The sequence below is a fragment of the Plantibacter sp. 2H11-2 genome (assembly GCF_050031945.1).
Classification (GTDB): Bacteria; Actinomycetota; Actinomycetes; order Actinomycetales; family Microbacteriaceae; genus Plantibacter; species Plantibacter auratus.
The window spans coordinates 652121-678783 of the sequence record NZ_JBNBBL010000002.1 but is presented as its reverse complement, the minus strand read 5'-3'; the positions used below and the strand labels follow the sequence as shown (position 1 = coordinate 678783).

The 26663-nt window shown below is 70.2% G+C and carries 26 protein-coding genes; 18 read left to right on the top strand and 8 right to left on the bottom strand.

Annotated features, from left to right (window positions below; translation table 11 throughout):
- Positions 1–133 precede the first annotated feature (133 nt).
- Complete coding sequence (locus ACQG07_RS07470; RefSeq protein ID WP_079706939.1) at positions 134–1402, top strand: ammonium transporter; 1269 nt, start codon at positions 134–136, stop codon at positions 1400–1402.
- A 46-nt stretch (positions 1403–1448) separates the two neighbouring features.
- Positions 1449–2072 (top strand): hypothetical protein, encoded by a 624-nt coding sequence (locus ACQG07_RS07465; protein ID WP_274500590.1) that lies wholly within the window; start codon positions 1449–1451, stop codon positions 2070–2072.
- Here the strand turns inward: ACQG07_RS07465 and ACQG07_RS07460 are convergent.
- Positions 2063–2554: a DUF4188 domain-containing protein gene (locus ACQG07_RS07460; RefSeq protein WP_079706937.1), complete on the bottom strand. Its 492-nt coding sequence runs from the start codon at positions 2552–2554 to the stop codon at positions 2063–2065. The genes ACQG07_RS07465 and ACQG07_RS07460 overlap by 10 nt on opposite strands.
- Positions 2555–2623: 69 nt before the next feature.
- Between ACQG07_RS07460 and ACQG07_RS07455 the strand changes: the two genes are divergently transcribed.
- The gene (locus tag ACQG07_RS07455; RefSeq protein ID WP_159879573.1) at positions 2624–3256 is read left to right on the top strand and encodes a MerR family transcriptional regulator; all 633 of its coding nucleotides are present in this window, start codon (positions 2624–2626) and stop codon (positions 3254–3256) included.
- A 19-nt stretch (positions 3257–3275) separates the two neighbouring features.
- Here the strand turns inward: ACQG07_RS07455 and ACQG07_RS07450 are convergent, their stop codons facing one another.
- Positions 3276–4193, bottom strand: coding sequence for a carbohydrate kinase family protein (locus tag ACQG07_RS07450; RefSeq protein ID WP_426737915.1), 918 nt, complete (start codon positions 4191–4193; stop codon positions 3276–3278).
- 37 nt (positions 4194–4230) lie between these two features.
- A complete protein-coding gene (locus ACQG07_RS07445) occupies positions 4231–5271 on the bottom strand; it encodes a LacI family DNA-binding transcriptional regulator (RefSeq protein ID WP_426737914.1) in 1041 nt (346 codons plus the stop codon).
- Between the two features lie 150 nt (positions 5272–5421).
- On the opposite strand from ACQG07_RS07445, the gene ACQG07_RS07440 reads away from it, so the two are divergent.
- The 4 genes from ACQG07_RS07440 to ACQG07_RS07425 are packed head-to-tail and all read left to right on the top strand — an operon-like array spanning position 5422 to position 9987.
- Positions 5422–6804: an ABC transporter substrate-binding protein gene (locus ACQG07_RS07440; protein WP_426737913.1), complete on the top strand. Its 1383-nt coding sequence runs from the start codon at positions 5422–5424 to the stop codon at positions 6802–6804.
- On the top strand, positions 6804–7754 hold the full coding sequence (locus tag ACQG07_RS07435; RefSeq protein ID WP_426737912.1) for a carbohydrate ABC transporter permease: 951 nt from the start codon (positions 6804–6806) through the stop codon (positions 7752–7754). The genes ACQG07_RS07440 and ACQG07_RS07435 overlap by 1 nt, the downstream gene beginning before the upstream one ends.
- Positions 7751–8596, top strand: coding sequence for a carbohydrate ABC transporter permease (locus ACQG07_RS07430; protein ID WP_426737911.1), 846 nt, complete (start codon positions 7751–7753; stop codon positions 8594–8596). The genes ACQG07_RS07435 and ACQG07_RS07430 overlap by 4 nt, the downstream gene beginning before the upstream one ends.
- Positions 8597–8649: 53 nt before the next feature.
- Positions 8650–9987 (top strand): glycoside hydrolase family 32 protein, encoded by a 1338-nt coding sequence (locus tag ACQG07_RS07425; protein WP_274500584.1) that lies wholly within the window; start codon positions 8650–8652, stop codon positions 9985–9987.
- 40 nt (positions 9988–10027) lie between these two features.
- Here ACQG07_RS07425 and ACQG07_RS07420 read toward each other — a convergent pair whose 3' ends face one another.
- Entirely contained in the window at positions 10028–11659 is a 1632-nt protein-coding gene (locus ACQG07_RS07420) for a LuxR C-terminal-related transcriptional regulator (RefSeq protein ID WP_426737910.1), read from the bottom strand.
- Positions 11660–11833: 174 nt separating this feature from the next.
- Here ACQG07_RS07420 and ACQG07_RS07415 point away from each other — a divergent pair, with 174 nt between their 5' ends.
- Together ACQG07_RS07415 and ACQG07_RS07410 are read left to right on the top strand one after the other, a co-directional pair.
- The gene (locus ACQG07_RS07415; protein WP_426737909.1) at positions 11834–14953 is read left to right on the top strand and encodes a DUF7507 domain-containing protein; all 3120 of its coding nucleotides are present in this window, start codon (positions 11834–11836) and stop codon (positions 14951–14953) included.
- 83 nt (positions 14954–15036) lie between these two features.
- Complete coding sequence (locus tag ACQG07_RS07410) at positions 15037–15597, top strand: hypothetical protein (RefSeq protein WP_274500581.1); 561 nt, start codon at positions 15037–15039, stop codon at positions 15595–15597.
- A gap of 6 nt (positions 15598–15603) precedes the next feature.
- On the opposite strand, the gene ACQG07_RS07405 is transcribed toward ACQG07_RS07410, so the two are convergent.
- A complete protein-coding gene (locus tag ACQG07_RS07405) occupies positions 15604–16221 on the bottom strand; it encodes an amino acid deaminase (protein ID WP_426737908.1) in 618 nt (205 codons plus the stop codon).
- 150 nt (positions 16222–16371) lie between these two features.
- Between ACQG07_RS07405 and ACQG07_RS07400 the strand changes: the two genes are divergently transcribed.
- From ACQG07_RS07400 to ACQG07_RS07370, 7 genes are read left to right on the top strand one after another with little or no spacing between them, the layout of a single operon-like run.
- Entirely contained in the window at positions 16372–17079 is a 708-nt protein-coding gene (locus tag ACQG07_RS07400; RefSeq protein WP_426737907.1) for an HAD family hydrolase, read from the top strand.
- Positions 17080–17110: 31 nt separating this feature from the next.
- Entirely contained in the window at positions 17111–18121 is a 1011-nt protein-coding gene (phnD, locus tag ACQG07_RS07395; protein ID WP_086474191.1) for a phosphate/phosphite/phosphonate ABC transporter substrate-binding protein, read from the top strand.
- 39 nt (positions 18122–18160) lie between these two features.
- Complete coding sequence (gene phnC, locus ACQG07_RS07390) at positions 18161–18985, top strand: phosphonate ABC transporter ATP-binding protein (protein WP_426737906.1); 825 nt, start codon at positions 18161–18163, stop codon at positions 18983–18985.
- Entirely contained in the window at positions 18982–19815 is an 834-nt protein-coding gene (gene phnE, locus ACQG07_RS07385; protein ID WP_426737905.1) for a phosphonate ABC transporter, permease protein PhnE, read from the top strand. Before phnC ends, phnE (ACQG07_RS07385) begins: the two co-directional genes overlap by 4 nt.
- Positions 19812–20687, top strand: a complete 876-nt coding sequence (phnE, locus tag ACQG07_RS07380) for a phosphonate ABC transporter, permease protein PhnE (protein WP_426737904.1) — start codon at positions 19812–19814, stop codon at positions 20685–20687. Before phnE (ACQG07_RS07385) ends, phnE (ACQG07_RS07380) begins: the two co-directional genes overlap by 4 nt.
- Positions 20668–21540 carry a MurR/RpiR family transcriptional regulator gene (locus ACQG07_RS07375; protein ID WP_426737903.1) on the top strand — a complete coding sequence of 291 codons (873 nt, stop codon included), beginning with the start codon at positions 20668–20670 and terminating at the stop codon, positions 21538–21540. Before phnE (ACQG07_RS07380) ends, ACQG07_RS07375 begins: the two co-directional genes overlap by 20 nt.
- 36 nt (positions 21541–21576) lie before the next feature.
- A complete protein-coding gene (locus ACQG07_RS07370; RefSeq protein WP_426737902.1) occupies positions 21577–23085 on the top strand; it encodes an ABC transporter substrate-binding protein in 1509 nt (502 codons plus the stop codon).
- A 14-nt stretch (positions 23086–23099) separates the two neighbouring features.
- Here the strand turns inward: ACQG07_RS07370 and ACQG07_RS07365 are convergent, their stop codons facing one another.
- On the bottom strand, positions 23100–23729 hold the full coding sequence (locus ACQG07_RS07365) for an isochorismatase family protein (RefSeq protein ID WP_426737901.1): 630 nt from the start codon (positions 23727–23729) through the stop codon (positions 23100–23102).
- Positions 23730–23880: 151 nt separating this feature from the next.
- On the opposite strand from ACQG07_RS07365, the gene ACQG07_RS07360 reads away from it, so the two are divergent.
- Entirely contained in the window at positions 23881–24939 is a 1059-nt protein-coding gene (locus tag ACQG07_RS07360; RefSeq protein WP_426737900.1) for a hypothetical protein, read from the top strand.
- Here the strand turns inward: ACQG07_RS07360 and ACQG07_RS07355 are convergent.
- The gene (locus tag ACQG07_RS07355; RefSeq protein WP_426737899.1) at positions 24920–25531 is read right to left on the bottom strand and encodes a DUF998 domain-containing protein; all 612 of its coding nucleotides are present in this window, start codon (positions 25529–25531) and stop codon (positions 24920–24922) included. The two genes, ACQG07_RS07360 and ACQG07_RS07355, sit on opposite strands and share 20 nt — an antisense overlap.
- Before the next feature lie 83 nt (positions 25532–25614).
- On the opposite strand from ACQG07_RS07355, the gene ACQG07_RS07350 reads away from it, so the two are divergent.
- The gene (locus ACQG07_RS07350; protein ID WP_426737898.1) at positions 25615–25977 is read left to right on the top strand and encodes a MerR family transcriptional regulator; all 363 of its coding nucleotides are present in this window, start codon (positions 25615–25617) and stop codon (positions 25975–25977) included.
- Positions 25978–26063: 86 nt separating this feature from the next.
- Here ACQG07_RS07350 and ACQG07_RS07345 read toward each other — a convergent pair whose 3' ends face one another.
- Positions 26064–26582 carry a hypothetical protein gene (locus ACQG07_RS07345; protein WP_426737897.1) on the bottom strand — a complete coding sequence of 173 codons (519 nt, stop codon included), beginning with the start codon at positions 26580–26582 and terminating at the stop codon, positions 26064–26066.
- Between the last annotated feature and the right edge of the window lie 81 nt (positions 26583–26663).

Genomic DNA, 26663 nt, shown 5'->3' with positions numbered 1-26663 from the left:
TCATGTGCTGTTTACGCAGCGGCCGATTCCGCAACGTGCCGGAAACACGCGCACAGGCCATCGGAAACACGCCGGTGTCACGCTGGGCGCACCCGACGCGCTCCAGCCGCGTCCCTGCGGAGAGGCACCTCGAATGGATCAAGGAAACACAGCGTTCATCCTGATATCAGCGGCACTCGTGCTGCTCATGACACCAGGGCTCGCATTCTTCTACGGCGGCCTGGTCAAGGCGAAGAGCGTCATCAGCATGATGATGATGAGCTTCGGCGCACTCGGCCTCATCGGCGTCCTCTGGGTGCTCTACGGGTACGCGATCGCGTTCCCCGGCTCCGAAGGCACCGTCGCCCCCTGGGCGATCGACACCGGGAACATCGGCCTGACCGCCGCCCTCGAGACGCCTGAGGGAGCGGCCTACCCGCCACTCGCCTTCGTCGCCTTCCAGGCCACCTTCGCGATCATCACCGTCGCCCTCGTCTCCGGCGCCATCGCCGACCGCGCGAAGTTCGGCTCCTGGATGATCTTCGCCGGCATCTGGGCGACCGTCGTCTACTTCCCCGTCGCGAGCTGGGTGTTCAACTTCGGCCTCGCCGACGACGGCAGCTTCGCCTACGGCGGTTGGATCACGCACGGCCTGCAGGACGTCTTCGGCGTCGGCGTCATCGACTTCGCCGGTGGCACCGCGGTCCACATCAACGCCGGTGCTGCAGCCCTCGCCCTCGCGCTCGTCCTCGGCCGCCGCGTCGGATTCAAGAAGGGCGTCCACGTCCCCCACAACCCGCCGTTCGTCCTCCTCGGCGCCGGTCTGCTCTGGTTCGGCTGGTTCGGCTTCAACGCCGGTTCGGAACTGGCGGCCGACGGCACCGCGGCACTCGTGTTCGTCAACACCATCGCGGCCCCGGCAGCAGCCCTGCTCGCCTGGCTCGTCGTCGAGAAGATCAAGGACGGCAAGCCGACCTCCGTCGGTGCCGCGTCGGGTGCCGTCGCCGGTCTCGTCGCGATCACCCCGGCGTGCGGTTCGTTGCACCCGATCTGGGCGATCGTCCTCGGCCTCGTCGCCGGTGTCGTGTGCGCCCTCGCCATCGAGCTGAAGTTCAAGCTCGGCTTCGACGACTCGCTCGACGTCGTGGGCATCCACCTCGTCGGTGGCCTCATCGGCACCCTGTACCTCGGCTTCTTCGCCAACGGCACCGGCCTCTTCATGGGTGGTGACGCTTCGCAGCTGCTCGTCCAGGCGATCGCCGCGTTCGCCGTCCTCATCTACTCCTTCGTGCTCGCCTTCATCATCGGCTTCGCGATCGAGAAGACGATCGGCTTCCGCGTGAAGAACGAGGACGAGATCGCCGGCATCGACACCGTGGTCCACGGTGAAGAGGGATACGTCCTGGTCGACACCAAGGCCTGATCCACCGGCCTGAACGACCTGCCCGACCCGACCCGACGAGGACGAGATGCGCGGAGCAGCTGGACCCGAACCGGCTGCCACCCCCGCTCATCTCGTCCTCGTCGACGTCGCGTCACGACCACCGGCCGACCCGGGCCCGCCCCGGCTCGTCCGGTTCGCCGACCTCGTGCGGCAACCACTCGACCGCGGCCGGGGCAGCCTGCGAGACGTCTGGACGAGCACCGACGTCGACCGCCGCATCCGCTGGCGACTGCAGGTCGTCGAGCTCCGTGACGCCGCCGGGCTCATCGCCGCCCCCGACGACATGAATCACGCGATCGTCGGCTTCGCAGGCCCGCAGGTCGCGGTCCGCGCGGGTGGGAACGAGCTGAACGGCCCCGGGCGCATCCTGCACCGCGACGAGGTCCTGACCGTCCGCGAATCCTCCGTGCGCCTCTCGAGGCCGCGGCTGCGGGCCTCGGGGTCGAGCTCGATGATCCTGCTGAGCTACAGCACCTCGGAGGACCCGCCGACGCTGAACTTCGAGCAGCCGGAGACCGCGCACGATCCCGCAGACGGCCTGCGGATCACCCTCGCCCTGCGCGGTCCGATCCGGCGCGGCGACGGCGAGGTCCCACAGGGTGCCGCCCTCGTCTCCGCTCCCCTCGCGGTTCCGCCGCGCTATCGCTGACCGGCGGTCCGGCCGTCGGCGAACCGCTGTCGCGCGTGCTGCTGCCGCGACCCGACCGGCACCGCCTCGGTCGCCGCTGGGAGCCCCATGGACGGCGTCGACACGTAGATGCTCTCGGCGCGGTCGACGAGGAACGTCTCGTGCCAGACGCCGACGGCCTTCGGAGCAGACCGGGCGCGCTTGTTGAACCGCGACCAGGCGGGCCGATGGGCGGAGGCCGGTGCCGACGCGTAGGCGTAGAGCTTGTCGATCGACGACCAGTACTGGACGAGGTACGGGCCGCTGGAACCGAGCAGGATGTGCGAACCGAGGAGCCCGGACTCCGGGTCGGACATGAGCTCCTGCAGCATGCGCGGCATGTCACCGAAGATCGGGAGCCATTTGTCCACCCGCCACCACTGGTTGATGGTCATCCCGATGTGGAACACGACGAGCTCCCCTTCGTGACGATGGGTGATTCGGCCGACGACGACGCGTGACATAGACTGCTCCTGTTCGATAGTGACGCTATCCAAGTTGGATAGTAGCACTATCCAGACGAGGAGGACAGCATGAGGATCTCGGAACTCGCGGCAGTGTCCGAGGTGCCGGTGGCCACCATCAAGTACTACCTGCGCGAGCAACTCCTCCCGGAAGGCGAGCGCACCTCGGCGACCCAGGCGAGCTACGGCGACGCCCACGTGTCCCGGCTCCGCGTGATCCGCGCGCTGCTCACTGCCGGCGTGAGCATCGCGGAGACCCGGAACGTCGTCGCCGCGCTGGACTCGCCGCCGGCGGGTCCGTACGACCTCCTCGGCGTCGCCCACACCGCTGTCACCCCGCGCCCGAGTGGTCCGGTCGACACGACCCGCGCACTGGAGCTCTACGAACGACTCGGCGGGATCGAGGCGCAGTGCGATCCCGGACTCCTCGCCGGCCTGGCCGGAGCCCTGGACACCCTGGAACGAGCCGGCTTCACCGTGCCACCCGCAGTCCTCGACCGCTATGTCGACGCAGCGCGCAGCATCGCCGAAGCCGAGATCGACGGCATCCCGGCGGACTCACCCGAGCTCGCGGTGCAGTACATCGTGCTCGGCACCGTGCTCACCGAACCGCTGATCCTCGCCCTCCGTCGGGCAGCCCAGCAGGTGGTGTCGTCGGAGCGGTTTGCCGGGACGGAACTCCCGCCGTCCGAGTCGTCCTGACGCGCAGACGTCGTGCGCCTCAGGCGTCGAGTTCCGCCGAGGTGGGCGGGTTCGCTCCCGGCCGCGACACCGTGATGCTCGCGGCCCGCGCGGCGCGGTCGAGCAGCTGCTGCAGCACCTCGTCGGACACCTCGCGAAGTCGCTCCTCGGCCCCGGGCCCAGCGATACCGGCGGTCAGCAGTCCGTCGATCAGCGCACCCATGAACGTGTCGCCGGCACCGACGGTGTCGGCCACCTGCACCCGCGGCGTCTCGATCTCGAGCACGGAACCGTCTCTGACCGCGACCGCCCCGTCACCACCCATCGTCACGACCACGAGTCCCGGCCCGGCCGCGACCCATTCTCGAGCGGCGTCGACCGGTGCCACACCGGGCAGCAGGAACGCGACGTCCTCGTCACTCGCCTTCACGACGTGGGCGCGCGCGATGCAGTCGAGGGCCGCCTGGCGGACGCGGGCCGCGTCGTCGATGAGCGATGGCCTGATGTTCGGGTCGTAGGTGATGAGCGCCGAGGGACGACGCGTCTCGACCAGCTCGCGCAGGCGGTCGGCACTCGGCTCGAGGACCGAGGCGATCGAGCCGGTGTGGACGACGGCGGCGTCCGGCGCACCCGAGGCCTCCAGATCGAGCGAGAGGTCGAACTCGTAGGTGGCCGCCCCCTCGGCGTCGAGGGTCGCCTGAGCTGTGGACGTCCGACCGGTCGGAGCCGACACGAGGGTCACCGCGGACGTGTCGAGCCAGGAGCGGATCGCCGCGCCGCGCTCGTCGTCACCCACATGGGTCACCAGGGCCGGGGCACGGCCCAGCCTACCGAGGGTGATCCCGACGTTCGCCGGGCTGCCGCCGGGGCTCTCCGCCTGCGTCCCGTCGAGCCGCCGGACGATGTCGATGAGGGTCTCGCCGGCGATGAGGGCGTCGGTCGTGGGGGCTGCGTGCATGGCATCTCTCTCTGCTGGGTGCGAGGGTCGGGTGGCGTCAACCGGCGTCGGTCGACACCGCGGCGATGAGCGAGTCGCGCTCGATGATCGGCATCGTGACCAGCTCGTGCCCGAGGGCGTGCTGACCGAGGAGCATCGAGGCTCCGAGCGCGCCGATCTCCTGGTAGGGCAGCCGCGCGGTGGTGAGGCCCGGGCGCAGGTAGCCGGCGAGGATCTCGTCGTCGAAGGAGACGACGGAGACGTCCTGCGGAATCCGACGACCCTGTTCGAGCAGCACCTGGTAGGCACCGAAGGCGACGCCGTCGTTCGCGGCGAGGATCGCCGTGACGTCCGGGTGGCGCTCGAGGAGCGTGGCCGTGGCTTCGTAGCCGGGTTCCGGCTGCCACTCGACGATGTCGACCCGAGCAGGTTCGATCCCGGCCTCCGCGAACGCTGCGGCGATGCCCGCGAAGCGGAGTGCCACCGTCGCCGTCTGTCGCGGATCGTTGATGACGTCCTGGGGCAGGTCGCCGACCACGCCGATCCGTCGGTGACCCGCGTCGACGAGCCGCTTCGCGACCGCGTACCCGGCAGCTCGTTCGTCGGGCAGGACGTTCGCATGTCCCGAGGAGGACGCTCCGTTGAGCACGACGACGGGGACACCGGTCGAGGTGGCGGGGAGGTCGATGAGGCGGGCGCCGAGGAGGCCGATGAGGATGCCGTCGACCCGGTGGTCGATCATCGTCTCGAAGGCGCGGGCGAGACCGCCCTCGATCCCCTCGGTCTCCGCGATGAGCATCGTGTGGTCGTGGGCCTTCGACACCTCGAGCGCACCGCCGATGAGCCCTGAGGCGTGCCGGGTGAGCGTGACCTCGTCGGAGATGAACCCGATCGTCCTGGTCTTCCCGCGGCGCAGCACCTGGGCCGCGGGGTTCGGGCGGTAGTCGAGCTCCGCTGCGGCGGCGCGAACCCGCTCCACGGCGTCCGCGGACAGCCGGGAACCGGGGCGGTTGTTCATGATCATGCTCACCGCGGCCTTGGACATGCCCGCGCGCTCCGCGACGTCCGCGAGGGTCGTGCGGCGGCGTTGCGTGGACATGACACTCCCTCGTGCGGTTTGCTGAATCAGTTCAGCATATCGCGCGGAGCTGTGTTATGTTTCGTTTGCTGAATCCGTTCAGCACCTCCATTCACGGCTCATCGTCCGCGCCCTGCGAACGGTCGGCCCCGATTTCGCAGGAGCAACAACGTGGTTGATCTGAGTCGCAGGGCGGCACTCGCCCTGCTCGGTCTCGGTCTGGCGGGCACGGCCATCTCCTGGCCGCGCCTCACCGGTGGAGACATCCCCGGCCGAGGTGACGACGCCCTCACCGTCGCCCTCTTCGGCACCGCCCAGGACGCCGCCGCCCGGCAGTCGCTCGTGGACGGCTTCCAGAAGCTGCACCCCGACATCCCCGTCCGGATCATCGCGATCCAGGGCCAGGACTGGGGCAACTTCTTCGCCAAGATCCTCACGATGGTCGCGGCCGGCACCCCGCCGGACATCGTGTCGGTCGCCACGGAGGGCACCCAGCTGTTCGCCGAGCGCCTCGCCCACCCGATCGACGAGTACGTGCAGCGCGACGCCGCCGAGCTGCAGGAGTACTTCGACGACGTGAACCCCTCGCTCATCGAGTCGTTCATGTACAAGGGCAACCTGTTCCAGCTGCCGGACAACTTCAACGCGGCGAACATGTACTACAACACCTCCGCGTTCGAGCGGGCCGGCCTCGAGCGTCCGCGCGACGACTGGTCGGTCGACGACTTCTTCGCCGTCGGCCGCACCATGCAGGCCAGCGCCCCCGGATCGTTCCTCCCCTACTTCTGGAACAACCGGCTCTGGGGCGGTGTCGTGCCCTGGTTGTACATCAACGACACGAGCTTCCTCACCGAGGAGAAGGCACCCGGCGGCGACTGGATGTGGTCGAAGTTCTACCCGGACGAGACCCCTCGTGGTGGTGGGTACCTGTGGGAGAACGCCGACGCGCTGAGCGACCGCACCGTCGAGAGCTTCGAGGTCCTGCAGCGCATGGTCTCCGAGGGCATCGCCGCGAACCCCGCCCAGGGCGGCGGCAACGAGCTCGTCTCGCTCTTCTCCCGCGGCTCGGTCGGCATGACGCCGGCCGGCGGGTTCTGGGTCAAGGGACTCAACGACGCCGGCCTCGGCGACGACGAGTACGACGTCACCTACTTCCCGAAGATGCGCGGACAGCGCCACCAGTTCGGAGCCGGCGGGTACGCGATGATGCAGACCTCCGAACGCAAGGACGAGGCGTGGGAGTGGATGAAGTACTGCATCTCCGTCGAGGGCATGTCGATCGCGCACAGCCAGCCCGACTCGTCGCTGCCCCGGCGCTCACTCAACGCCGAGCTGTACGGCGGTGACATCGGACCGAAGCACTGGGAGGTCTTCTACGACACCCTCGACCGGTTCCCGACGACCGGCCCGATGCCCGCACCGCCCCAACAGGCCGCCGTCGAGTCGGCCCTCATCAAGAACGTGGTCGGCACGATCACGAACGGCCCGAACGGCGTCCGCCGAGGCCTCGAGACCATGCAGCGGGACCTTGAGCTCGCGCTGAAGGGACGATGATGGCACTGCAGTCACCGACGGCGACCCGGGCACTGGTCGTCCCGCCCGAGGCCAAGACCGGACGGCGCAAGCGTGCCCCTCGCGGCAGCCGGCTGCTCGTCTGGGTGTTCCTCGCCCCGACGCTCATCGGCCTCGGACTCTTCAGCTTGGTGCCGATCATCGGGTCGTTCGTCCTCGCCTTCTTCCGGTGGGACATCATCTCGGCACCCGAGTTCGTCGGCGTCGGCAACTTCGTCGACCTCGCCGCCAACCCCACGGTGCGCGTGTCCTTCCTGAACACGGTCGGCTTCGTGGTCGTGGCGGTGACGCTCCAGCTCGCCGTCGCGCTCCTCCTCGCGATCCTCGTGCAGTCGCGGATGCCGGAATGGCTGCGTACCTTCTTCCGCTCCGCGCTGTTCTTCCCGTTGGTGCTGTCGGCCGCATCCGTGTCGCTTGTGATGTCGTACCTGTTCAACCAGGAGTTCGGCCTCGTCAACGAGTTCCTCGGGCTCTTCGGCGTCGGGAACATCGGCTGGCTGACGACCGGGTTCGGGGCGAAGATCGTCGTCCTCCTCGTCTACGTGTGGCAGAACTTCGGCTTCACCTTCCTGCTGTTCATCGGCGGACTCGCCGCGATCCCACGCGAGGTCTACGAGGCGTCGTCGCTCGACGGCGCGTACGGCTGGAGCCAGTTCCGGAACGTCACCCTGCCCCTCGTGAGCCCGACCATGCTCGTCGCGTCCGTCATGGCCATCATCAGCGCCCTGCAGATCTTCGACCAGCCGTACGTCCTCACGCGAGGTGGGCCGGGAGACGACACCCGTACCGCGGTGATGGTGATCTACGAGTCCGCGTTCCAGCAGCTCGACTTCGGTCTCGCCGCAGCGATCGGCATCGTGCTGACGCTCCTGATCATGCTCGTCACCGCCGCACAGTTCCGGCTGAGCAAGCGTTTCGTCTTCTACGGATGAGGTCCCAGATCTCCATCGCAGCAGTCACCCCCGACTCATCACGCCGCCGACTCGCCTCGGCCGGGAAGTTCCTCGTCCTCGTCATCGCCGCGTTCCTCACGCTCGCGCCCGTCGTGTGGACGCTCATCACCGCGCTCACCCCCGCGAACGTCGCCACCGGGCAGACCGAGTTCGGCCCGGGCGCCTTCATCGATGTCTTCCAGAAGATCCCGATCCTGCTCTACACGTGGAACAGCGCGCTCGTGACGCTCCTCATCGCGGCCGGGCAGATGCTCAGCGCGGCGATGGCCGGCTACGTGTTCGCGCGCTTCGACTTCGGCGGCAAGCGCATCCTGTTCGGCCTCATCCTCGCCACGATGATGGTGCCGATGCAGGTGACGATCGTCCCCGTGTTCATGCTCATCCGCGGCATGGGACTCTCGGACACGCTCCTCGCGCTCATCATCCCGATGATCCCGACGGCGTTCGGCACGTTCCTCATGCGGCAGTACTTCATGGGGTTGCCACCGGAGCTCGCCGAGGCGGCGCAGATCGACGGGGCGGGTCCGTGGAAGATCTTCTTCCGCATCTACCTGCCGCTCGCCGCCCCGGGCCTCGCCATCGTCGGCATCCTCGCCTTCAACTACCACTGGAACGAGTTCTTCCGGCCATTGATCCTCACGATCAGCGAGCAGAACTTCACCCTCCCGCTCGGGCTCGTGACCCTGCAGGGCAACCTCGGCACCGGGTCGGTCGCAACCGTCCTCGCCGGTGTCGTCCTGTCCATGATCCCGGCTGCGCTGGTCTTCGTCTTCGGCCAGAAGCCGCTGCGCGAAGGGCTCACCGCCGGCGTCAGCAAGTGACCAGCACCACCGCCCTCCCCTCGATCCGACTGATCTCGAACCGAAAGGAAGCCATGACCGGCCTCCACGCAACGCACGTCCTCGACCGCGGCTTCCCGCTGCTGCACCCGCGACCCGAGGCCGGGTGGTTGAACGATCCGAACGGCATCATGTTCGTCGACGGTCGCTGGCACGTCTTCTTCCAATACAACCCGGGGTCGGCCCGGCACGAGGAAATCCACTGGGGTCACGTGAGCTCGCCGGACCTGCTCGCCTGGGAGGAGCACCCGGTGGCCCTGGCACCCCGCCCGGGCACCACCGACGGCTTCGGCTGTTGGAGCGGCGTCGGGGTCGTCGACCAGGGCCGGCCGTCCGTCGTCTACTCGGGCGCGCGTGACCGGCACGGGTTCTCGGAGGTCGTCGTCGTCCACGGCTCGGCGGATGCGCAGGACTGGACCGGCGAACGCATCGTCGCTGCCGGGCTCCCCGCCGATGAGCGCGTGACGATGGTGCGCGACCCGTTCCTCTTCGAGCTGGGTGGGCGCCGCTGGGCGATCCAGGGCGCCGGCCGCGCCGACGTCGGTGGCGCGCTACTCCTCTACGGCGTCGACGACCTCGACGCCTGGACCGAGGAGGGGTACCTGCTGACGGCCGATGCGCCGGTCGTCTCCGAGCTCGCTCCGTGCGAAGGGTGGGAGTGCCCGCAGCTCGTGCGGGTCGGCGACGACTGGGTGCTGCTGGTGTCACTGTGGCTCGACGGCCAGCCGCACCGCGGGGTGGCCTGGGCCCTCGGCTCGATGGAGCTCGACGAGGCCACCGGGCGACCCGTGTTCAGCGCCCGCCGGACCGGCATCATCGACGAGGGGTCGAGCTTCTACGCGCCGCAGGCCGTGCAGTCCGACGGCTCGGACGGACAGTCGGAGCGGGTGCTGCTCTGGGGCTGGGCGCAGGAGATCGCCCCCGAGGGCGTGCGCGGCCGGACACAGGCGGACACCGACGAGCAGGGCTGGTCGGGCATGCTGACGTTCCCGCGCGAACTCGTGGTCCACGGTGACGAGGTCGAGCTGATCCCGGCGCGGGAACTGACGGGACTCCGGGCCGAGGTCGTCGACGCGGCGGAACTCCCTGATCAGGCGGAGGTGCGACTCACGGGCGCAGGCACGGCCTCCCTCGAGCTGGAGGGCTCGGAGATGCAGGTGATCTGGCGGGGCGAGCTGGCCGAGGGTGACGAGGTCCGGATCCTCATCGACGCGTCCATCGTCGAGATCCACCACACCGGGCACCCCGCTCGGACGTTCCGGGCGTATCCGGCCGACGGCGAGCGATACGCCGTGCGGCACGACGCGACCGTGCGAGCCGAGGCCTGGTCCCTGGCCCTCCCCACGGCCGTCGAGGTGTCGGCGTCCCGCTGACCCGGAGACGCGGTGACACGCGGCACGGATGCGCCGCGCGTCACCGCTCGGTCGGGAGCAGTCCCAACCGCCGTGCGGTGGCCAGCGCGTCCTCGCGGGAGTCGACACCGAGCTTCCGGTAGACGTTCCGGAAGTGGAACTTCACCGTGTTCGCGGACACGTACAGCGCCTGCGCGATGTCCTGCCGGGTCCGGCCCTCCGCGGAGAGCTGGAGGATCCGACGCTCGGTGGCGGTGAGCTCCACGAGCTGCACGGTCTCCGGCGTCGGCTCGGGACTCGAGGCGAGCGTCCGCTCGATCCGCGCATGGGTCTCGCTGGGCGACATCGTGCCGAGGAGGTGTCGAAGCGGCCTGCGCGGCGCGACCACGAACGGTGTGAGCATCCCGGTCCGCGCCGTCGTCGCGATCGCCTGCAGGAGATGCCGCCGACCGTCCTCGTCCGAGTCGTCGGCGAGCGCCGAGGTGATGAGCAGCTCCGTCTGCGCACCGGCGTCGATGTGCTCCTCTGCGAGCCCGGCGGTGGCGAGTTCCCGGGCGAGGGGTTTGCGGTCGCTCAGGAGCGCGAGCCGCGAGGCGACCGCCGCGGTGTGGGCATTGCGGTCACGGCCGTCGAGGAGGACGCTGGCCTCCGTCGGCCGGTCGAGGGCGAGGAGGAGTGACGCTTCCACGGCATCGAGCAGTCGCTCCGACCCGGCGTGACGCAGGCTGCGACCGGCGAACACGCGGGTGCGTTCGATGAGCTGCAGCGCCGCCCGTCGATCGCCCCAGAGGAGTGCGTGCTGCGCTTGCGCGTAGGTGATGAACGGGGCCCAGGACCGCTCGCGGTTGACCTGGAGCTCCAGCGTCGCGAGCGCCGCCTCAGCCGCTGCCCGGTCGACGCGGGCGATGGCGATCAAGGCCCGGGCGATGGCACCCGACAGTTGGACCAGCGGCACCATCCACCCGTGCGCGCCGCCCCCGTCGTCGTGGCGCTCGAGCCAGCGGTCCGCCTCGACGATCTCGCCGCGCACGGCGTAGAGCAGGGCGAGCTTGCCTGAGGCGTCCCCGCCGTTCCGGCCGTCCCAGGACTCGTGCCGGAGCTCGTACGCCTCGCGGAGGACGAGGCTCGCCTCATGGAGGTCTCCCACGAGCAGTTTCGTGATCCCCACCTGCAGCAGGGCGGTGGGGACGCGGGGCGCGAACTCGGTCGGGCGGTGCACGCGGGCCCGGCGAGCGAGCTCCTCGGTGATCCGCGCGTAGTGCAACGCGCGCTGGTGCCGGCCGTGCACGCGGTAGGCGATCATGAACGCCGTCGATGCGCTCAGGCTGATGCGCGCGAGCTCGGAGCGGGCGCGGTCACGGATGTCGTCGGGATGGGTCGGGAGCTGGAACTGCCCCACCGACTGGTCGAGTGCGTCGGTCTCTCCGCGGATGTTGAGCCGGATCTCCCGGACGGCGAAGACGATGGGGTGGTTCGAGAGCACGCGCGCCGGGAGCGCCTGCAGCGCGCGGTCGAGCGTCGCGAGGTCGAGCGCCATGAGGATCCCCCACTCGTACTCGATCACCGAGACGACCGTGTCCCAGTCCTCCTCCTGGATGGCCGTGGTGAGGAGACGGGTGACCGGGGCGACGTCCGTGGGGTGGAGGAACCCCGCCCCGAGGGAGGGAAAGTACCTATTCCGACCGATGTGCACGGGTCAACCCTAAGTGACCGTCACCTGTCGGGGAACACCCGGGGCAGGATGCGGGGTGGTCTTTGGCCGATCCGCCCGGACCGCGTCGGGGTTGCCGCTCTACTGATCCTCGGCCCCACAGCTGGGGCCAGGTTTTCGGCGGGCGCACCGCCGCTTCACGGGGAGGCAACACACATGCAGCAGCACACGGGTCGAAGGGGTCACCGCGCACGGTGGCGGAACCGGTGGGGGGCACCGTCCGCCGGTCGCGCGACCATGGGGATCATCGGGGTGACCGTCCTGTCGGCGCTCTCGCTCGTCGGGGTCGGCTCGAGCGCGCAGGCGCTGCCCGGGACGCCGGGAACGCCGCAGTCGGGATCGATCGTCTACGCCGAGGACTTCGAGAACGGAGCGACGTCGCCGACGTACATCGAGGACTACGTCGGCGCCGACGGCACGCGCTACACCGCGGACGCCTCCTGGCGCGACCACGCCCAGTGCAACGGCAACGTGACGAGCTTCGCCTCGTCAGCGGAGCCGCAGTGTTTCGCGGAATCGGCGTCCGGTGAAGGACGCACGCGGCAGCTCGCCTGGGCCCTCGGCGCCGGCGACACGGCCAACCACTCCGTGAGCGCCTGGACGTCGCAGCAGAACCTCACCATGAACCCGCCGAACGCGGTCGAGTTCGCGACCGTCGATCCGATCGCGCTCACGAGCGCCGGCCGGTTCCTCACGACCTCGGTGGACCTCGCCGCGGTGTCCTGCAACGCGTCGCAGCAGCCCGTCCTCGAGTTCTTCCTCACCGACGACCAGGGCGGCGCCCACTCCGTCGGGGCCGTCAACGGCTGTACCGCAGCCGGTTCCCGCTCCGTCACCGCACCGGCGACCGGTGCGGCCGGGGCGGAGAACGTCCGCGTCGGCACCTACGTCTCGCCGGGAGCCGTCCTGCTCCCCGGGGCGACCGTCGGCATCGTCGCCCGCAACCTGACCGGCGGCGGCACGGCCGGCAACGACCACGCCTTCGACAACATCCAGGTGCTCGACGTCTCCCCGCAGTTGGACAAGTCGTTCAGCCCGGCGAGCGTCGTCGCCGGTGAGACGTCCACGCTGACCCTCACGATCACCAACACCGACGAGCTCGCGGCGAAGAACGGCTGGTCCTTCACGGACGCGCTGCCCGCCGGCCTGACGATCGCCGACGGCGACGCCTCGACCACCTGCCCGTCGGGTGTGGTCACCGCGCCCGAGGGCGGCTCGTCGATCGACGTCACCGGGAACCTCAGCCAGGGCATGACCTCCTGCGCCGTCACCGTCGAGGTCACCTCACCCGTCGCCGGGACGTTCACGAACGGTCCCGACAACATCACGAGCGTGGGCCTCAACCCGCCGGCCGACGCCACGGTCGAGTTCGTGCCGCAGGCTCCCGCGATCACCGTCGTGAAGTCCGCGTCACCCGCTGCTGCGGAGTACGCCGTCGGCGACGAGATCACCTACTCCTTCCTCGTCACCAACACCGGCAACGTGCCGCTCACCGACGTCCAGGTCGACGAGGGCGCGTTCACCGGGACCGGTGACCTCTCCGACGTCGTCTGCCCGCCGGGAGCGGCGACGCTCGCCCCCGCGGCGGCCGTCACCTGCGAGGCCACCTACACGATGACGCAGGCCGACATCGATGCCGGGACCGTCTCCAATTCGGCCACCGCGACCGGGACCCCGCCGCAGGGCCAGCCACCGGTCTCACCGCCGTCCGAGGTCACCATCCCGGGCGTGGCCCAGGCCCCGGCGCTCACCGTCGCGAAGTCGGCGACGCCGACGACGGTCGCGAACGCCGGCGAGGACGTCACCTACTCGTTCCTCGTCACCAACACCGGCAACGTCACTCTGACCGACGTCTCGATCATCGAGGGAGAGTTCACCGGCACCGGCGAACTCTCCGACGTGGTGTGCCCGGCCACAGCCGGCTCGCTCGCCCCGGCGGCGACCGTCACCTGCGAGGCGAGCTACACGGTCACGCAGGCCGACGTCGACGCCGGCTCGGTGACCAACTCGGCGACCGCGACCGGCACCCCGCCGGCAGGCGGCACTCCCCCGGTCTCACCGCCGTCGGAGACCACGGTCGAGTTCCCCGCCGCGCCCGCCATCACGGTGGCGAAGTCCGCGATGCCGACCACGGTCGCGAACGCCGGTGAGGACGTCACCTACTCGTTCCTCGTCACCAACACCGGCAACGTCACCCTCACCGACGTCCAGGTCGTCGAGGGCGACTTCACCGGCACCGGTGAGCTGTCCCAGGTCGTCTGCCCGCCGGCGGCCGGCTCGCTCGCTCCCGCCGCGACGGTCACCTGCGAGGCCACCTACACGGTGACCCAGGCCGACGTCGATGCGGGATCGGTCACGAACAGCGCGACCGCGACCGGCACCCCGCCGAACGGTGGCACTCCCCCGGTCTCGCCGCCGTCGGAGACCAGCGTCGCGTTCCCGGCGACACCCGCCATCACGATCGTGAAGTCGGCCGATGCGGTGGCCCAGGACGGCCTCGCGGTCGGCCAGGTCGTCACCTACTCCTTCCTCCTCACCAACACCGGGAACGTCACGCTGACGAACCCGACGGTGGTGGAAGGGGAGTTCTCCGGCGCCGGCGAGCTGTCCGACGTCGTCTGCCCGGCCGAAGCCGCTTCGTTGGCACCGGGCGCGACGATCACCTGCGAGGCCACCTACACGGTCGTGCAGGCAGACGTCGACGCGGGGCTGATCACGAACTCGGCGACCGCGACGGCGACTCCGCCGAGCAGTGTGAACGGTGTGCCTCCGGTCTCGCCGCCATCGGAGGTCACGATCCCGTCGCCGCCCGTCCCCGGCCTCTCGGTGGTCAAGACGGCCGATGTCGAGCGGGCCACGACTGCGGGACAGGTCATCACCTACTCCTTCCAGGTGACGAACACCGGCAACGTCACCCTTCGTGACGTCGCGGTCCAGGAAGGTGACTTCACCGGCACAGGCACGCTGTCCGCGATCACCTGCCCGACGGGCACGGCGCTCCTCGCCCCCGGGCTCCAGGTCGTCTGCACCGCGACCTACACGGTCACCCAGGCGGACCTGAACGCGGGCTCGATCCGCAACACCGCGTTCGGGACCGGCACGACGCCGGGCGGCGAGTCGTTCACCTCCGACCCGTCCACGGCGACCGTGAGCACGCCGGGTCCGGTGCTCGCCTCGACCGGAACGACCGTCGCACCACTGGTGGTCGGGGCGGCGATCCTGCTGTTGCTCGGTACCGGGCTCGTCATCCGACGCCGCCTCGTCACCGGACGCTGACCCGGACCTGACCGATCGGGCGGGTCGAGCCTTCGGGCTCGGCCCGCCCGTCGTCCTTCCACCACCACTACCCTGTTGAGGCCATGAGAACCGCGACCACCACGACCCTGCTCCGCTGCGCGGCCTTCGGCGCCGTCGGTGCCGTCATCCTCGTCCTCGTCAGCCCGCTGACGTCGACCGCCGCGGTGCTCAACCCCGTGCTCTACGCCGCGATCGCCGCCGTCACGATGGTGATGCCGATGCTCGCCAGGCGCTGGACGGGCGTCCCCGGTGCGACGGTGCTCACCGCAGCCGTCACCGGGCTCCTCGCGCTGCCCGTCACGGCCCTCGGCCCGGCGATCATCGTCGCGCTCGTCGTTCCGGCAGCCGCGATCGACCTGGTGCTCGCCCGCCGCCGTCACCCCGCCCGCGTGACGACCTGGCTTGCGGCCGCGGCCGGCGGCGTCGCGATCTGGGCGCTGTCCTTCGCGGTGATCTCGCCCGACCTCATCTCGCCGGTGCTCGTCATCGTGCTGCTCGCGGTCCGCGTCGTGAGCTACATCCTCGCCATGGAGCTGGCCGGTCTCGTCACCGGGCGCCTCCGCCGATCGGGCGTGCAATCCGTGCGTCGCGGGGACGCCCGCCGAGGATCCTCCAACGCCTGATCCGCGTCAGCGTTCGACAGCCGCGTTCCACCGGAGACGGTCAGGGGCGGCGTCCCACTCCTCCAGCACCGCTGCTCCGGAGGCGACCGGGAACGTCGTGATCAGGCGCTCGTCGATGCCGTACACGAGCGCGACGGCGTCGGTGTCCGTCGGGTCGCCGAGCGCCAGACGCATCCGACCGGACGGGCCGTCGGCCGTCCGTACCGGTCGTGCGAGCAGGTCCTGCGCGGCCGCCGTCACCCGCGACAGCAGGGACGACGCACGGGCCCATGGGATGAACTCGTCGTTAGGGAGACCGAACGCGCGCGCGAGCGCTCCGTCCAGCCAGCGGTCGCGTTTCAACCCGTAGGGTGTCGGGACCGCCGAGAGCAGGTAGCCGTAGACGTGGAGGAGCCCGGCGTTCCCGACCGGCCAGGCCACGGCGAGGCCGGCGCGCGCATGCAGCGCTTCGAACAGCGCACGTGGGATCACGGGCCCGCCCGTGTGCTCGTCGATGACGGTCGACGCACCCCACGAGGCGAACCGGCCGGCCACCGTGTCCTCGTCGATCGCTGCACCCAACCAGGAGTGCTCCTCGAGCACGGTCGAGGGTTCGGTCTCTGCTCGTCGCGCGAGCTCCGTCATCATCACAGCACCACAGCATAGGCGGCTCGTGCGTCGGTGAATTCACCCGCCGTTCACCCGCCATGGTGATTGCGTCCACACTCGCCGTCCATGATGGACGCAGCGTCCGCAGGAGCGGCCGTGTGAACGACACGCTCAGAAGGAGCGCCTGTGGCCCCCACCATCCTCTTCGATTTCGACGGCACCCTCGCCCTCGGCGACGGGCCGATCACGGCCTTCGCCCGCGCCATCGCCGAGCGCACCGGCGACACCGGATTCGCGATGCGCGCCGAGGCCGCCCTCGCCGCGTTCACGACCGGCGAGACCGACGCCCGCGACGGGTACGACGCCGTGACCCGGATCGCCCGCGAAGCCGGCGTCGGTGCCGACGTCATCGGCGCGTCCTACGACGACTCCCGCGCGCTGCTCGGCTCGAGCGAAGCGGCGGTCGACTCTCCCGAGAACCTGCCCGCGTTCCTCGAGACGCTGGGCACCCACGCCCGACTCGTCCTCGCCACGAACGCCCCCGGCGACGGCATCACGGCGCTCCTCCAGTCCTGGGGCGTCGCCGAGGCGTTCGACGCCGTGCACTTCACCGTCGGGAAGCCGGCAGGCCTCGTCCCACTCATCCGTGACGCGCTCGCCGCCGGCCCCGTCCTCGCCGTCGGCGACATCGTCGAGAACGACCTCGCTCCCGCCGCCGAACTGGGCGCCGACACCGCCCTCGTCGGCGCGACCTTCGAGCGCTCGACGGCCACCGCCACGATGCGTGGGCGCTCACTCGCCGACCTGTACGACCAGATCATCGCCTGGGCCGCAGCCGCATCGCGCCTCCCCGACGCCTCCCAGACCTCCACTCCCGCTCCGTCCGCCTCCTGATCACCCTCCACCCTCGAAAGGCATCCCGAACATGCGCAAGACCCTGCTCCTCACCGGCGTCGCGGCCGTCGCCGCCCTCGCCCTCGCCGGCTGCAGCCCCGCCGCCTCCTCCCCGTCGGCCACGGGCACGGCGTCCTGGCCCGACTCCATCACCATCTCGCTCGTGCCGTCCGTGGAGGGCGAGGACCTCGCCGAAGCACTCGACCCGCTCACCAGCTACCTGTCGGAGAACCTCGGCATCGAGGTCAACGGGGTCGTCGCGACCGACTACGCCGCGACCGTCGAGGCCCTCGGCAGCGACCAGGCGCAGGTCATCATCACCGACGCCGGCTCGCTCTACAACGCGACCGAGCGCTACGACGCGAACCTCGTGCTGCGCGACGTCCGCTTCGGCGCGACCTCGTACGCGTCGGTCGCCTATACGAATAACCCCGACAAGTACTGCGCCGAGGCGCCGGTCATGGTCACCTACGCGGCGAGCGACACCCCGCTCTCGTACTGCAACGGCATCGAGCCCGGCGCCGACGCGGCGACCGGCGCAGGGCCGGCCGCGCTGAAGGCCCTCGACAAGATCTCGAAGGGCACCAAGGTCGCCCTGCAGGCCGCGACATCCCCCGCCGGATACCAGTACCCCGTGGTCGCCATGCGTGACGCCGGCATCGACACGGACGCCGACATCACCCAGGTCCCGGTGGAGGGCAACAACAACGCGGTCCTCTCCGTCTACAACGGCGACGCCGAGGTCTCGTTCGGCTACTGGGACGCGCGCACGACCGTCCTCAAGGAGGCGCCCGACGTCGCCGACAAGGTCGTCGCGTTCGCCTACACCGAGATGATCCCCAACGGCGGCGTCGCGGTCTCGAAGTCGCTCCCGGCCGACCTCACCAAGCAGCTCACCAAGCTCATGGCGGGCTACGCGGACTCCTCCGATGCGGCGAAGAAGGTCATGTTCGACCTCGTCGGCCTCTCCGGCTGGACCGACAAGACCGCACCGGACGAGATCACCCGCTACGGCGAGATCCTCGACCAGTTCTCGAACTGACCCGCTCCAACCGATCGACCCTCTCCAGGAATCCGGTGCATGAACACTGATCAGCATCGCGCGGAGGCCCGAGCCCAGCTCGCGGCCTCTGCGTCGTGGTCCATCCGTCTCGACGACGTCTCGGTCACCTACCCGAACGGCACGAAGGCGCTCCGCAACGTCTCACTCGACATCGCCGCCGGGGAGATGGTCTCCGTCGTTGGGCTCTCCGGCTCCGGCAAGTCGACGCTCATCCGCACGATCAACGGCCTCGTGCCGGCGACGAGCGGGACCGTCGCCGTCGGCCCGCACACCGTCACCGGTCTGCGCGGCCGGCAGCTCCGTCGGCTGCGCGGGCACGTCGGGATGATCTTCCAGGGCTTCAACCTGGCCGACCGGACGAGCGTGTACCGCAACGTGCTCGTGGGCCGGTTCGCCAGCACCCCGACGTACCGGAACGTCCTCGGTCTGACGACCGCCGCCGACCGGGAGCTCGCCCTGCGCTCGCTCCAGTCGGTCGGCATGCTCGACAAGGTCTGGACCCGCGCGGCGCAACTCTCCGGTGGGCAGAAGCAGCGGGTCGCGATCGCCCGCGCCCTCACGCAGCAGCCGAGCGTCATGCTCGCCGACGAGCCCGTCGCGAGTCTCGACCCGCCGACCGCGCACACGGTGATGAACGACCTGCGCCGGGTGAACACCGAGACGGGTCTCACGGTGCTCGTGAACATCCACCTCATGGACCTCGCCCGCACCTACACGACCCGCATGATCGGGCTCCGCGACGGCGAACTCGTCTACGACGGCTCCGCAGCCGACGCCACCGAAGCGGACTTCGAGCGGATCTACGGTCGCCCCATCCAGCCCGACGATCGGCTGGACCGATGACGACGACCAGGACCGACGCGAAGCCGCCGTCCGGGACCGACTGGCAGCTGCCGCCCAGGCCGAGCACCCGACTGCGGACCGCGCTCATCATCGGGGCCGTGGCCGCCTTCACGATCGCCACCTGCCTCCCGGCGATCGGCGGCGTGCAGCTCGACTTCGGCGCGCTCGTCTCCCACTGGGACAACGGTTCCGGTCTGCTCCTCCAGCTCTTCCAACCCGACTTCGCCTTCCTGCCGCGCACGGTGCAACCGATGCTCGAGACGCTGCAGATGGCGCTCGTGGGTGCGGTGGCGGCTGCGTTGCTGTCCGTTCCGCTGACGCTGTGGGCGGCGGCCCCGACGAACCCGAACGGCCTGTCGCGTCGCATCCTGCGCGCGATCGTCAACGTCATCCGAGCGGTGCCCGACCTCGTCTACGCGACCATCCTCGTCGCCATGGTCGGCGTCGGTGCGCTGCCCGGCCTCCTGACGCTCTTCCTCTTCGACCTCGGCATCATCGTCAAACTCGTCTCCGAGGCCATCGACTCCGCCGACCACCCGTACATCGAGGCCGGCACGGCCGCCGGTGGGACGCAGACGCAGATCAACCGCGTCACCGTCCTCCCGCAGGTCTGGCCGCTGTTCGCGAACCAGTGGCTGTACACCCTGGAGCTCAACGTCCGCATCTCCGCGATCCTCGGCATCGTCGGCGCCGGCGGCATCGGTCGGCTGCTCGACGAACGGCGGGCGTTCTACGCCTACGACGACGTCTCGGTGATCGTCCTCGAGATCCTCGTCGTCGTCGTGCTCATCGAGGTCGCGTCCAACCTGCTACGGAGGCGACTCGTATGACCGCGAACGATCCGAACACGTTGCTCCCCCGCCGTCCCTCGCGACTCGTCCCAACCGTCGCGGCCGTCGCCGTCGGGATCGTCGTCATCGCCGCGACCGCCGGCCTGCCGATCGACTGGCGCGACCTCGGCACCGTCCCGGCGCAGCTCGTGCACTTCGGCGGGCTCATGTTCGAGAGCCCGAACTGGGAGAAGCTGCCGCGGGCGCTCACCGAGATGTGGCGGTCGATCTCGATGGCCTGGATCGGGGCCATCCTCTGCGTCCTCGTCTCGATCCCGCTCGGCATGCTCGCCGCAGGGTCGGTCGGTCCGGTCTGGCTGCGGCTGCCGTTGCGCGGGGTGTTCGCCGTGATCCGCGCGGTCCCGGAGGTGATCATCGCCCTCATCCTGCTCACGATCACCGGGCTCACCCCGTTCACGGGCGCGCTGGCCCTCGGGATCGCCGGCATCGGCACCCAGGGGAAGTGGGTCTACGAGACGATCGAGTCCGTGCAGGAGGGCGCCTCGGAGGCCGTCCGCGCAGCCGGTGGCGGTACCGCCGAAGTGACGCGCTGGGCGCTCTGGCCCGCCGCCGCCCCGGCACTGCTGTCGCTCGCGCTCTACCGGTTCGAGATCAACATCCGCACCTCGGCGGTCCTCGGGCTCGTCGGCGCGGGCGGGATCGGCAGCATGCTGGCGAACTACACCAACTATCGACAGTGGGATACAGTCGGGATGCTGCTGATCGTGGTGGTCGTCGTGACCATGACGATGGACGCGATCTCGGGTGCCATCCGACGCCGGATCACCCGGGGCCCCGGCATCGCCCGCACAACCCGTACCGCCCTTCCCGCCCGCACGACGAGGAGCCGCAATGTGGACAGGGTCCGCTGACGCCCCGCCGACGGCCAGGATCGCGATGCTCGCGCCGTCGCTCCAGCCGAGCGAACGCCGGGTGGCCGAGACGGTGGCCGAGGACATCGAGGCGAGCATCGAGCGCACCGCCCAGGAGGTCGCCGACCTCGCCGGCGTCGGCCGCGCCACCGTCATCCGCACCGCGCAGTCGCTCGGGTACGAGGGCTACCCGCAGCTGCGGGTCGCCCTCACCCGCGAGGTCGCGCTCGGCACACCGACCGCCCGCGACGATGGCGACGACACGATGCTCGGCGCCCTCCGCGGGGCCATCGACCACTTCGCCGGTCGCCTCGGCCAGACGACGTCGGCGATGACGGAGGAGACGCTCGAACGGTTCGTCCGCGTGCTCGACGAGGCACCGAGACTGCTCATCGCGGCGAACGGCCTCTCCTCACCGCTCGGTTCCGATCTGGCGATGCGGCTCATCTCCGCAGGCCGGCCGGCCGAGTACCTGCCCGACACGCTCGGGCAGCAGATCGCCGCCACCCACCTCGGCCCGGGCGCGGCGTGTCTGGTCCTGTCCGGCTCGGGCGCGAACCGGGCGTCCGTCGACGTGGCCGCGGCAGCTCGGGCGAGTGGCGCGACCGTCCTCGCGATCACCTCCTTCCCGCGCTCGGCCGTCGCCGAACTCGCCGATGTCGCGCTCGTGGTCGCTCCCATCGACGCGACCTTCCGGGACGAACTCGTGCACACCTCCCGGGCGGCCATCATGCTCGTGACGGAATCCGTGGTCGGCCTGCTCGTGGGCCGACGGGGCGATCGTGCGCAGCGCGCCCAGTCGGCGACGCTCGCGGTCATCAGCGGCTCGCTGTCGGACGACGCTTCGGACTGACCCGGCGCGGTGCCGGGATCCGCGAGAATGTTCTCCATGCCCCGTCACCGACTGCGTCGTCACCTCCTCACCGCCGTGATCGCGGCCACCGGTTCACTCCTCGTCCTCACCGGCTGCGCGGGCCCCGCCACGACCCCGACCGCGGACACCGACGCGACACTCCGCGTGGGCCTCGTCCTCGAGCCGTCGGACCTGAACATCCGCACGACCTCCGGTGTCGCACTCGAGCAGGTCCTCATCGACAACGTCTACCAGGGGCTGGTCTCGCGCACGTCGGACAACGAGATCGTCGACACCCTCGCCGAGCGCCACGAGGTCAGTGCCGACGGGCTCACCTACACCTTCGTCCTCCGCGACGGCGTGACCTTCCAGGACGGCGCTCCGCTCACCGCCGCCGACGTGGTCGACTCGCTCACCCAGGTGCAGCAGAACGCGGCGTTCGTCGACCACCTCGACCTGGCGCAGCTCCAGACCGTCACGGCGACCGATGACCGCACCGTCCGGTTGCAGCTCAGCTCCCCCGACTCCGACCTGCTGTGGGCGCTGACGGGTCGTGCGGGACTCGTCCTCAAGTCCGGGGCGGACAACGACCTGTCGACGACGGCGAACGGCACCGGCCCGTTCACGCTCACGTCGTGGCAGCAGGGCGACAGCATCACCGTCGAGCGGAACGACGACTACTGGGGCGACGCTCCGAAGGTCAAGGAGGTCGTCTTCAGCTACATCCCCGATGCATCCTCAGCCGTCAACGCGACCCTCGCGGGCGAGGTCGACGTGCAGATCGGTCTCGACGCGAACCTGCGGGACCAGGTCGAGCGTGTCGATGGCCTGACGATCGTCGAGGGGAAGACCACCGACAAGTACACCCTCGCCTTCAACAACCAGCGCGCACCGCTCGACGACCCCCTCGTCCGGCAGGCGCTCCGCACGGCCATCGACCACGCTGCCATCGTCGAGGCGGTCGGCGGCGCCGCGGCCCTGCAGTACGGACCGATCCCGGAGCTCGACCCCGGCTACGAGGACCTCAGTGACGTCGTGAGCTACGACCCGGAAGCGGCGAAGGCGCTCCTCGCCCAGGCCGGCCAGGAAGACCTCGCACTCACGCTCACCGTCCCGAACCACTACGGCACCGCCGCGACCAACGTCCTGGTGTCGCAGTTCAAGGCCGTCGGCGTCACCCTCACGGTCGACAGCGTCGAGTTCCCCACGTGGTTGAACGACGTCTACACGAACCACGACTACGACCTCAGTCTCGTGAACCACGTCGAGGCACGCGACGTCCAGCACTGGGCGGACCCGGACTACTACTTCGGCTACGACAACCCGACGGTGCAGTCGTTGGTCGCCGAGGCCAGGGCTGCGACCGACCCCGAGGTCGCGGATGAACGACTCCGCGAAGCCGCGGCGCTGGTCTCGAAGGACCACGCCGCAGACTGGCTCTACACCGGGATCTCCCTCACCGTCGTGCGCGACGGGGTCACCGGCTTCCCCACCGACTTCGTCAGCGAGCACCTCGACCTCCGGGACGTCGCCGTCACCGACTGATCGTCGGCGGGAGGCTAGCCGCGCTCGGCAGCGCGCGTGGCGGAGGACACCAGATCGTCCTTCGGCAGCGCCGTGCCGTCCGTGAGGGCCTGCGTCCAGGACACCGTCGTCGCGACCGCGGCGAAGTTCGAGTCGAGCAGCGCCATGAGGGTCGTGTGCACCGTCTTCGCGTCGACGGACCCGGCCGCGTTCTCGAGGTTGATCGCACCGGTCGCGTCGGAGAGCACCTCGACGTCGATGCCGAGTTCCTCGGCGCCCGCCGCGGAGGCGATGACGCAGTTGTTCGTCATGTACCCGACGAGCGTCACCGTGCCTGCGCCCTGCTCGCGCAGCCACGCCTCGAGGTCCGTCCCGGCGAAGACCGAACCGTACTGCTTCACGACACCCTTCCAGGACGGCTGCACCCGGCGGGCGACCTCGGGGTGCAGCTCGAACGCGCTCGTTTCCGGGTCGAAGACCGGGGCCCCGCTGCCGGATGAGTGCTGGACGACGGCGACCGGGATTCCTGCGGCCGTCGCCGCATCGATGGCGTCCGCGATGCGCAGGATCGACTCCTCGCGCGGCGGGTACTGGATCGCGAGCGGCCCGGCGAAGTACTCCTGCTGGACGTCGATCAGGATCAGGGCGCGACGGGTCGTGGGCACAGGGGAACTCCTCGGTTCGGTGATGGCATCGGCACGACGCCGGTTCCATCCTCCCTCGGAAGCGGACGACCCGCTTCACCGATAGTCTCGGCGCATGGGGATCAGGGGTGCGGGAATACGGTTGGTCGGGATCAGTGCGGGGCTTGCCGTGATGGTGGTGCTGTCGGCGTCGGCGTGCGCGTCGTCCGCGACGCCGAACGCGTCGCCGACCTCCGATGCACCGAGCACCCCGGCGTCGGCCGACCTCCTCGCGTGCAGCGACCTCGCATCGCTCGACACCGTCGCCGGCGTCCTCGCTGCTGAACCGGCGGACGTCGTCGAGGCCGTGCAGCCGTCCGATGCCGTGGATCTGGCCGTCCTGACGGCGGCCGGCGGGCTCGCCTGCTCCTGGCGGGTGGGCGCCGGACAGCAGATGATCGGCGATGGAGCGGGCGACTGGGCCTACCTCTCGATCGAGATCCTGCCGGGCGCTGCCGACGATTGGGCCCCGCCCTACGCCGGCGACACACCGTCCGAGGACACGAGGACGATCGCCGGTGTCGAGGCGACCACGTCGTCGGGCGAGACCGGATGGCGCGTGTCCGCTCCCATCGGCTCGGCCTGGGTCGAGCTGTCGATCACCGCCTCCGGGCTGACCTCCACCGGCAGCCGATTCGAGGGAACGCCGACGGGCGAAGTCCTCGACAACCTCGCCACGGCGGCGGAGACCACGTTCTCGGCTGTGGAGCCCGCCTCCGAGGCTCAGCTCGCCTGGCCCGCGCTCGCGCCACGCGAGGGCGACGCGACCTGCGACGGCGGGCTGGACGAGGCCGGGATCGTCTCCGCACTGCAGTACGGCGAGGCCACCACCACCTACACCGTCATCGATCCGCGGGCACAGCCGATCGGCGATCTGGAGGATGCGGCGAGCGCCCGAGTCGGTGCGTTCAGCTGCGAACTCTTCGCCGAGGGCTTCGGGTACACCGACATCCTGGTCGTGCGCGACGGCGCGACGATCATCGACGCGCTGACAGCTCAGCCCGACATGGCGGCGGCCCTGGAGCCCGTGACGCTGGAAGGCGCGGTCGACGGCGAATCGGCGTTCGTCGCGCGCCGAGCGGACGGTCCGCGCTCGCCGCTCTACCTCACCGTCGGCGAGACCTTCTACGCCGTGAGTTCCGGCGACGGCGCGCAGACGGTCGCTGAGGCGATCATCGCCCAGACCCGGTAGCGGCGAGACCGACGCTCGCGATGAGCGGCGCGACCGTCACGACGAGGATGAACGCGCGCTCGGCCAAGCCGAAGGTGTGCGGACGAAGCGGCCGGACCAGGAGTGAGACCACGAGGGCGGCGAGCGCGACGGCGGCGATCGGATCGAGGACGCCCAGGACAGCGCCCGGCGCTCCACCGAGCAGGCGTCCGAGCGGGCTGATCGTCGAGTACCCGAGGGTGAACCAGGCGACGGCGACCAGGAGGTGCACCCTTCCGCCCGCTGTCGTCGAGGAACCCGTCCGATCGGTCGGCACGAACGGCATCGCCGCCAGCAGACCCCCGAGCACGAGGAGCCAGCCGCCGACGCCGAGCCGACTGTCGCCGAGGGACACGTCGGTCAACACGCCCGCGCCCAGTGCCGCCCAGGCGGCAGCCGCACTCCAGGAGGACACGGTCGCGAGGGTCCGCGTGGTGCGCGAGTCGGCGACCGCGTAGTCGCTCACGGTGTCTCGGACGGGGTGGATCCCGCCGGGCACGACATGGAGGGCGATCAGCAGCAGCAGTCGACATCCGAACAGGACGGAGGCGAGGACGAAGATCGGTTGAGACATGATGACCCTTCAGGACGTTGTGGAACGGGCTTCCGTCCATGAGGCTAGAGATTCAAGTCACTTGAAGGTCAAGGAGGACTCCGATGAGGATCGGTGAGCTGGCGAGAAGGACCGGTCTGGCGACGTCCGCGATCCGTTTCTACGAGCAGCGCGACATGTTCAGCCCAGGGCAGGTCGAACGGCGCGCGAACGGGTATCGCGACTACGGGCCGAGCGCCGTGCGGCGTCTGGAACTGATCCAGGCGGGTCGGGCGGCCGGCTTCTCGCTCGACGAGATGCGGGATCGCATGCGCGACTGGGACACCATGCCCGTCTCGCAGCGTGTGGACCTGTTGCGGGAGCAGCTCGAGGTCATCGAGGAGCGGATGCAGGAACTCTCACGCGGGCGCGAGACGGTGCGGGCCGCGATCGCCGGGTTGTCCGAGTCGGATCGGAGCTCGGGGTGAGGGTGGTCGCCGAGGCGATCATCGCGCAGACGTGGTGACGGCGGCACCGTCGGCGGGCGGTGTCGTCCGTCGGGCGGAGGGCCGGCTCACTCGCCGGCGGCGTCGAATCCGCAGGTCTGGATGGTCCAGGCGATGAACGCCTGGTAGTCCGGGTCGGTCGCGGCGCTCTGCACGGCCTGCGACTCGGTGAACCTCGGGTCGAGCCCGACGTCGGAGACGAGGCTGTCTGCCGGGAACTCGGCGAGGATCGCGGCGGTCTCCTCAGCGGCGGTCGCGAAGACATCGGCGCCGGCTGCGACCTCGGCGCTCACATCGTCCAGCGGCAGGAGGTCGCGGATCGTCGTGACCTGCGCCTGCACGGCTTCGAGGTCCTCGCCGACGGTGCCCGACTTCGCGGTCGCCGCCGCGCGGTTGGCCGCGCAGAACGCCGTGTAGTCGGCGGGCCCGTCCGCGGCATCGGCGGTCGCCGTGGCTGTCGGGGTCGACGACGGCGCCGCGGAGTCGCGGTCCCCGCTGGACGGTGCAGAGCATCCCGCGAGGAGGCCGGCGACGAGGAGGGCGGAGCCCCAGACGAGGGCGAGTCGGCTGCGGTGCGGTGCGGTCATGAACGAGGTCCCCTTCAACGGTCTGCGAGTCGGCGCCATCCATGTTGCCGCACCCGTGGGCCGTCCGAAAGGTCGGTGGCG

Bases quoted from the DNA above. Each gene is read 5' to 3' on its own strand.
- ACQG07_RS07350 (WP_426737898.1), top strand. From the start codon at position 25,615: ATGAGGATCGGTGAGCTGGCGAGAAGGACCGGTCTGGCGACGTCCGCG.
- ACQG07_RS07360 (WP_426737900.1), top strand. From the start codon at position 23,881: ATGGTGGTGCTGTCGGCGTCGGCGTGCGCGTCGTCCGCGACGCCGAAC.
- ACQG07_RS07460 (WP_079706937.1), bottom strand. From the start codon at position 2,554: ATGTCACGCGTCGTCGTCGGCCGAATCACCCATCGTCACGAAGGGGAG.
- ACQG07_RS07375 (WP_426737903.1), top strand. From the start codon at position 20,668: ATGTGGACAGGGTCCGCTGACGCCCCGCCGACGGCCAGGATCGCGATG.
- phnE (WP_426737904.1), top strand. From the start codon at position 19,812: ATGACCGCGAACGATCCGAACACGTTGCTCCCCCGCCGTCCCTCGCGA.
- ACQG07_RS07405 (WP_426737908.1), bottom strand. From the start codon at position 16,221: ATGACGGAGCTCGCGCGACGAGCAGAGACCGAACCCTCGACCGTGCTC.
- ACQG07_RS07415 (WP_426737909.1), top strand. From the start codon at position 11,834: ATGCAGCAGCACACGGGTCGAAGGGGTCACCGCGCACGGTGGCGGAAC.
- phnE (WP_426737905.1), top strand. From the start codon at position 18,982: ATGACGACGACCAGGACCGACGCGAAGCCGCCGTCCGGGACCGACTGG.
- ACQG07_RS07455 (WP_159879573.1), top strand. From the start codon at position 2,624: ATGAGGATCTCGGAACTCGCGGCAGTGTCCGAGGTGCCGGTGGCCACC.
- phnC (WP_426737906.1), top strand. From the start codon at position 18,161: ATGAACACTGATCAGCATCGCGCGGAGGCCCGAGCCCAGCTCGCGGCC.
- ACQG07_RS07445 (WP_426737914.1), bottom strand. From the start codon at position 5,271: ATGTCCACGCAACGCCGCCGCACGACCCTCGCGGACGTCGCGGAGCGC.
- ACQG07_RS07435 (WP_426737912.1), top strand. From the start codon at position 6,804: ATGGCACTGCAGTCACCGACGGCGACCCGGGCACTGGTCGTCCCGCCC.
- ACQG07_RS07370 (WP_426737902.1), top strand. From the start codon at position 21,577: ATGCCCCGTCACCGACTGCGTCGTCACCTCCTCACCGCCGTGATCGCG.
- ACQG07_RS07450 (WP_426737915.1), bottom strand. From the start codon at position 4,193: ATGCACGCAGCCCCCACGACCGACGCCCTCATCGCCGGCGAGACCCTC.
- ACQG07_RS07410 (WP_274500581.1), top strand. From the start codon at position 15,037: ATGAGAACCGCGACCACCACGACCCTGCTCCGCTGCGCGGCCTTCGGC.
- phnD (WP_086474191.1), top strand. From the start codon at position 17,111: ATGCGCAAGACCCTGCTCCTCACCGGCGTCGCGGCCGTCGCCGCCCTC.
- ACQG07_RS07355 (WP_426737899.1), bottom strand. From the start codon at position 25,531: ATGTCTCAACCGATCTTCGTCCTCGCCTCCGTCCTGTTCGGATGTCGA.
- ACQG07_RS07345 (WP_426737897.1), bottom strand. From the start codon at position 26,582: ATGACCGCACCGCACCGCAGCCGACTCGCCCTCGTCTGGGGCTCCGCC.
- ACQG07_RS07425 (WP_274500584.1), top strand. From the start codon at position 8,650: ATGACCGGCCTCCACGCAACGCACGTCCTCGACCGCGGCTTCCCGCTG.
- ACQG07_RS07470 (WP_079706939.1), top strand. From the start codon at position 134: ATGGATCAAGGAAACACAGCGTTCATCCTGATATCAGCGGCACTCGTG.
- ACQG07_RS07465 (WP_274500590.1), top strand. From the start codon at position 1,449: ATGCGCGGAGCAGCTGGACCCGAACCGGCTGCCACCCCCGCTCATCTC.
- ACQG07_RS07430 (WP_426737911.1), top strand. From the start codon at position 7,751: ATGAGGTCCCAGATCTCCATCGCAGCAGTCACCCCCGACTCATCACGC.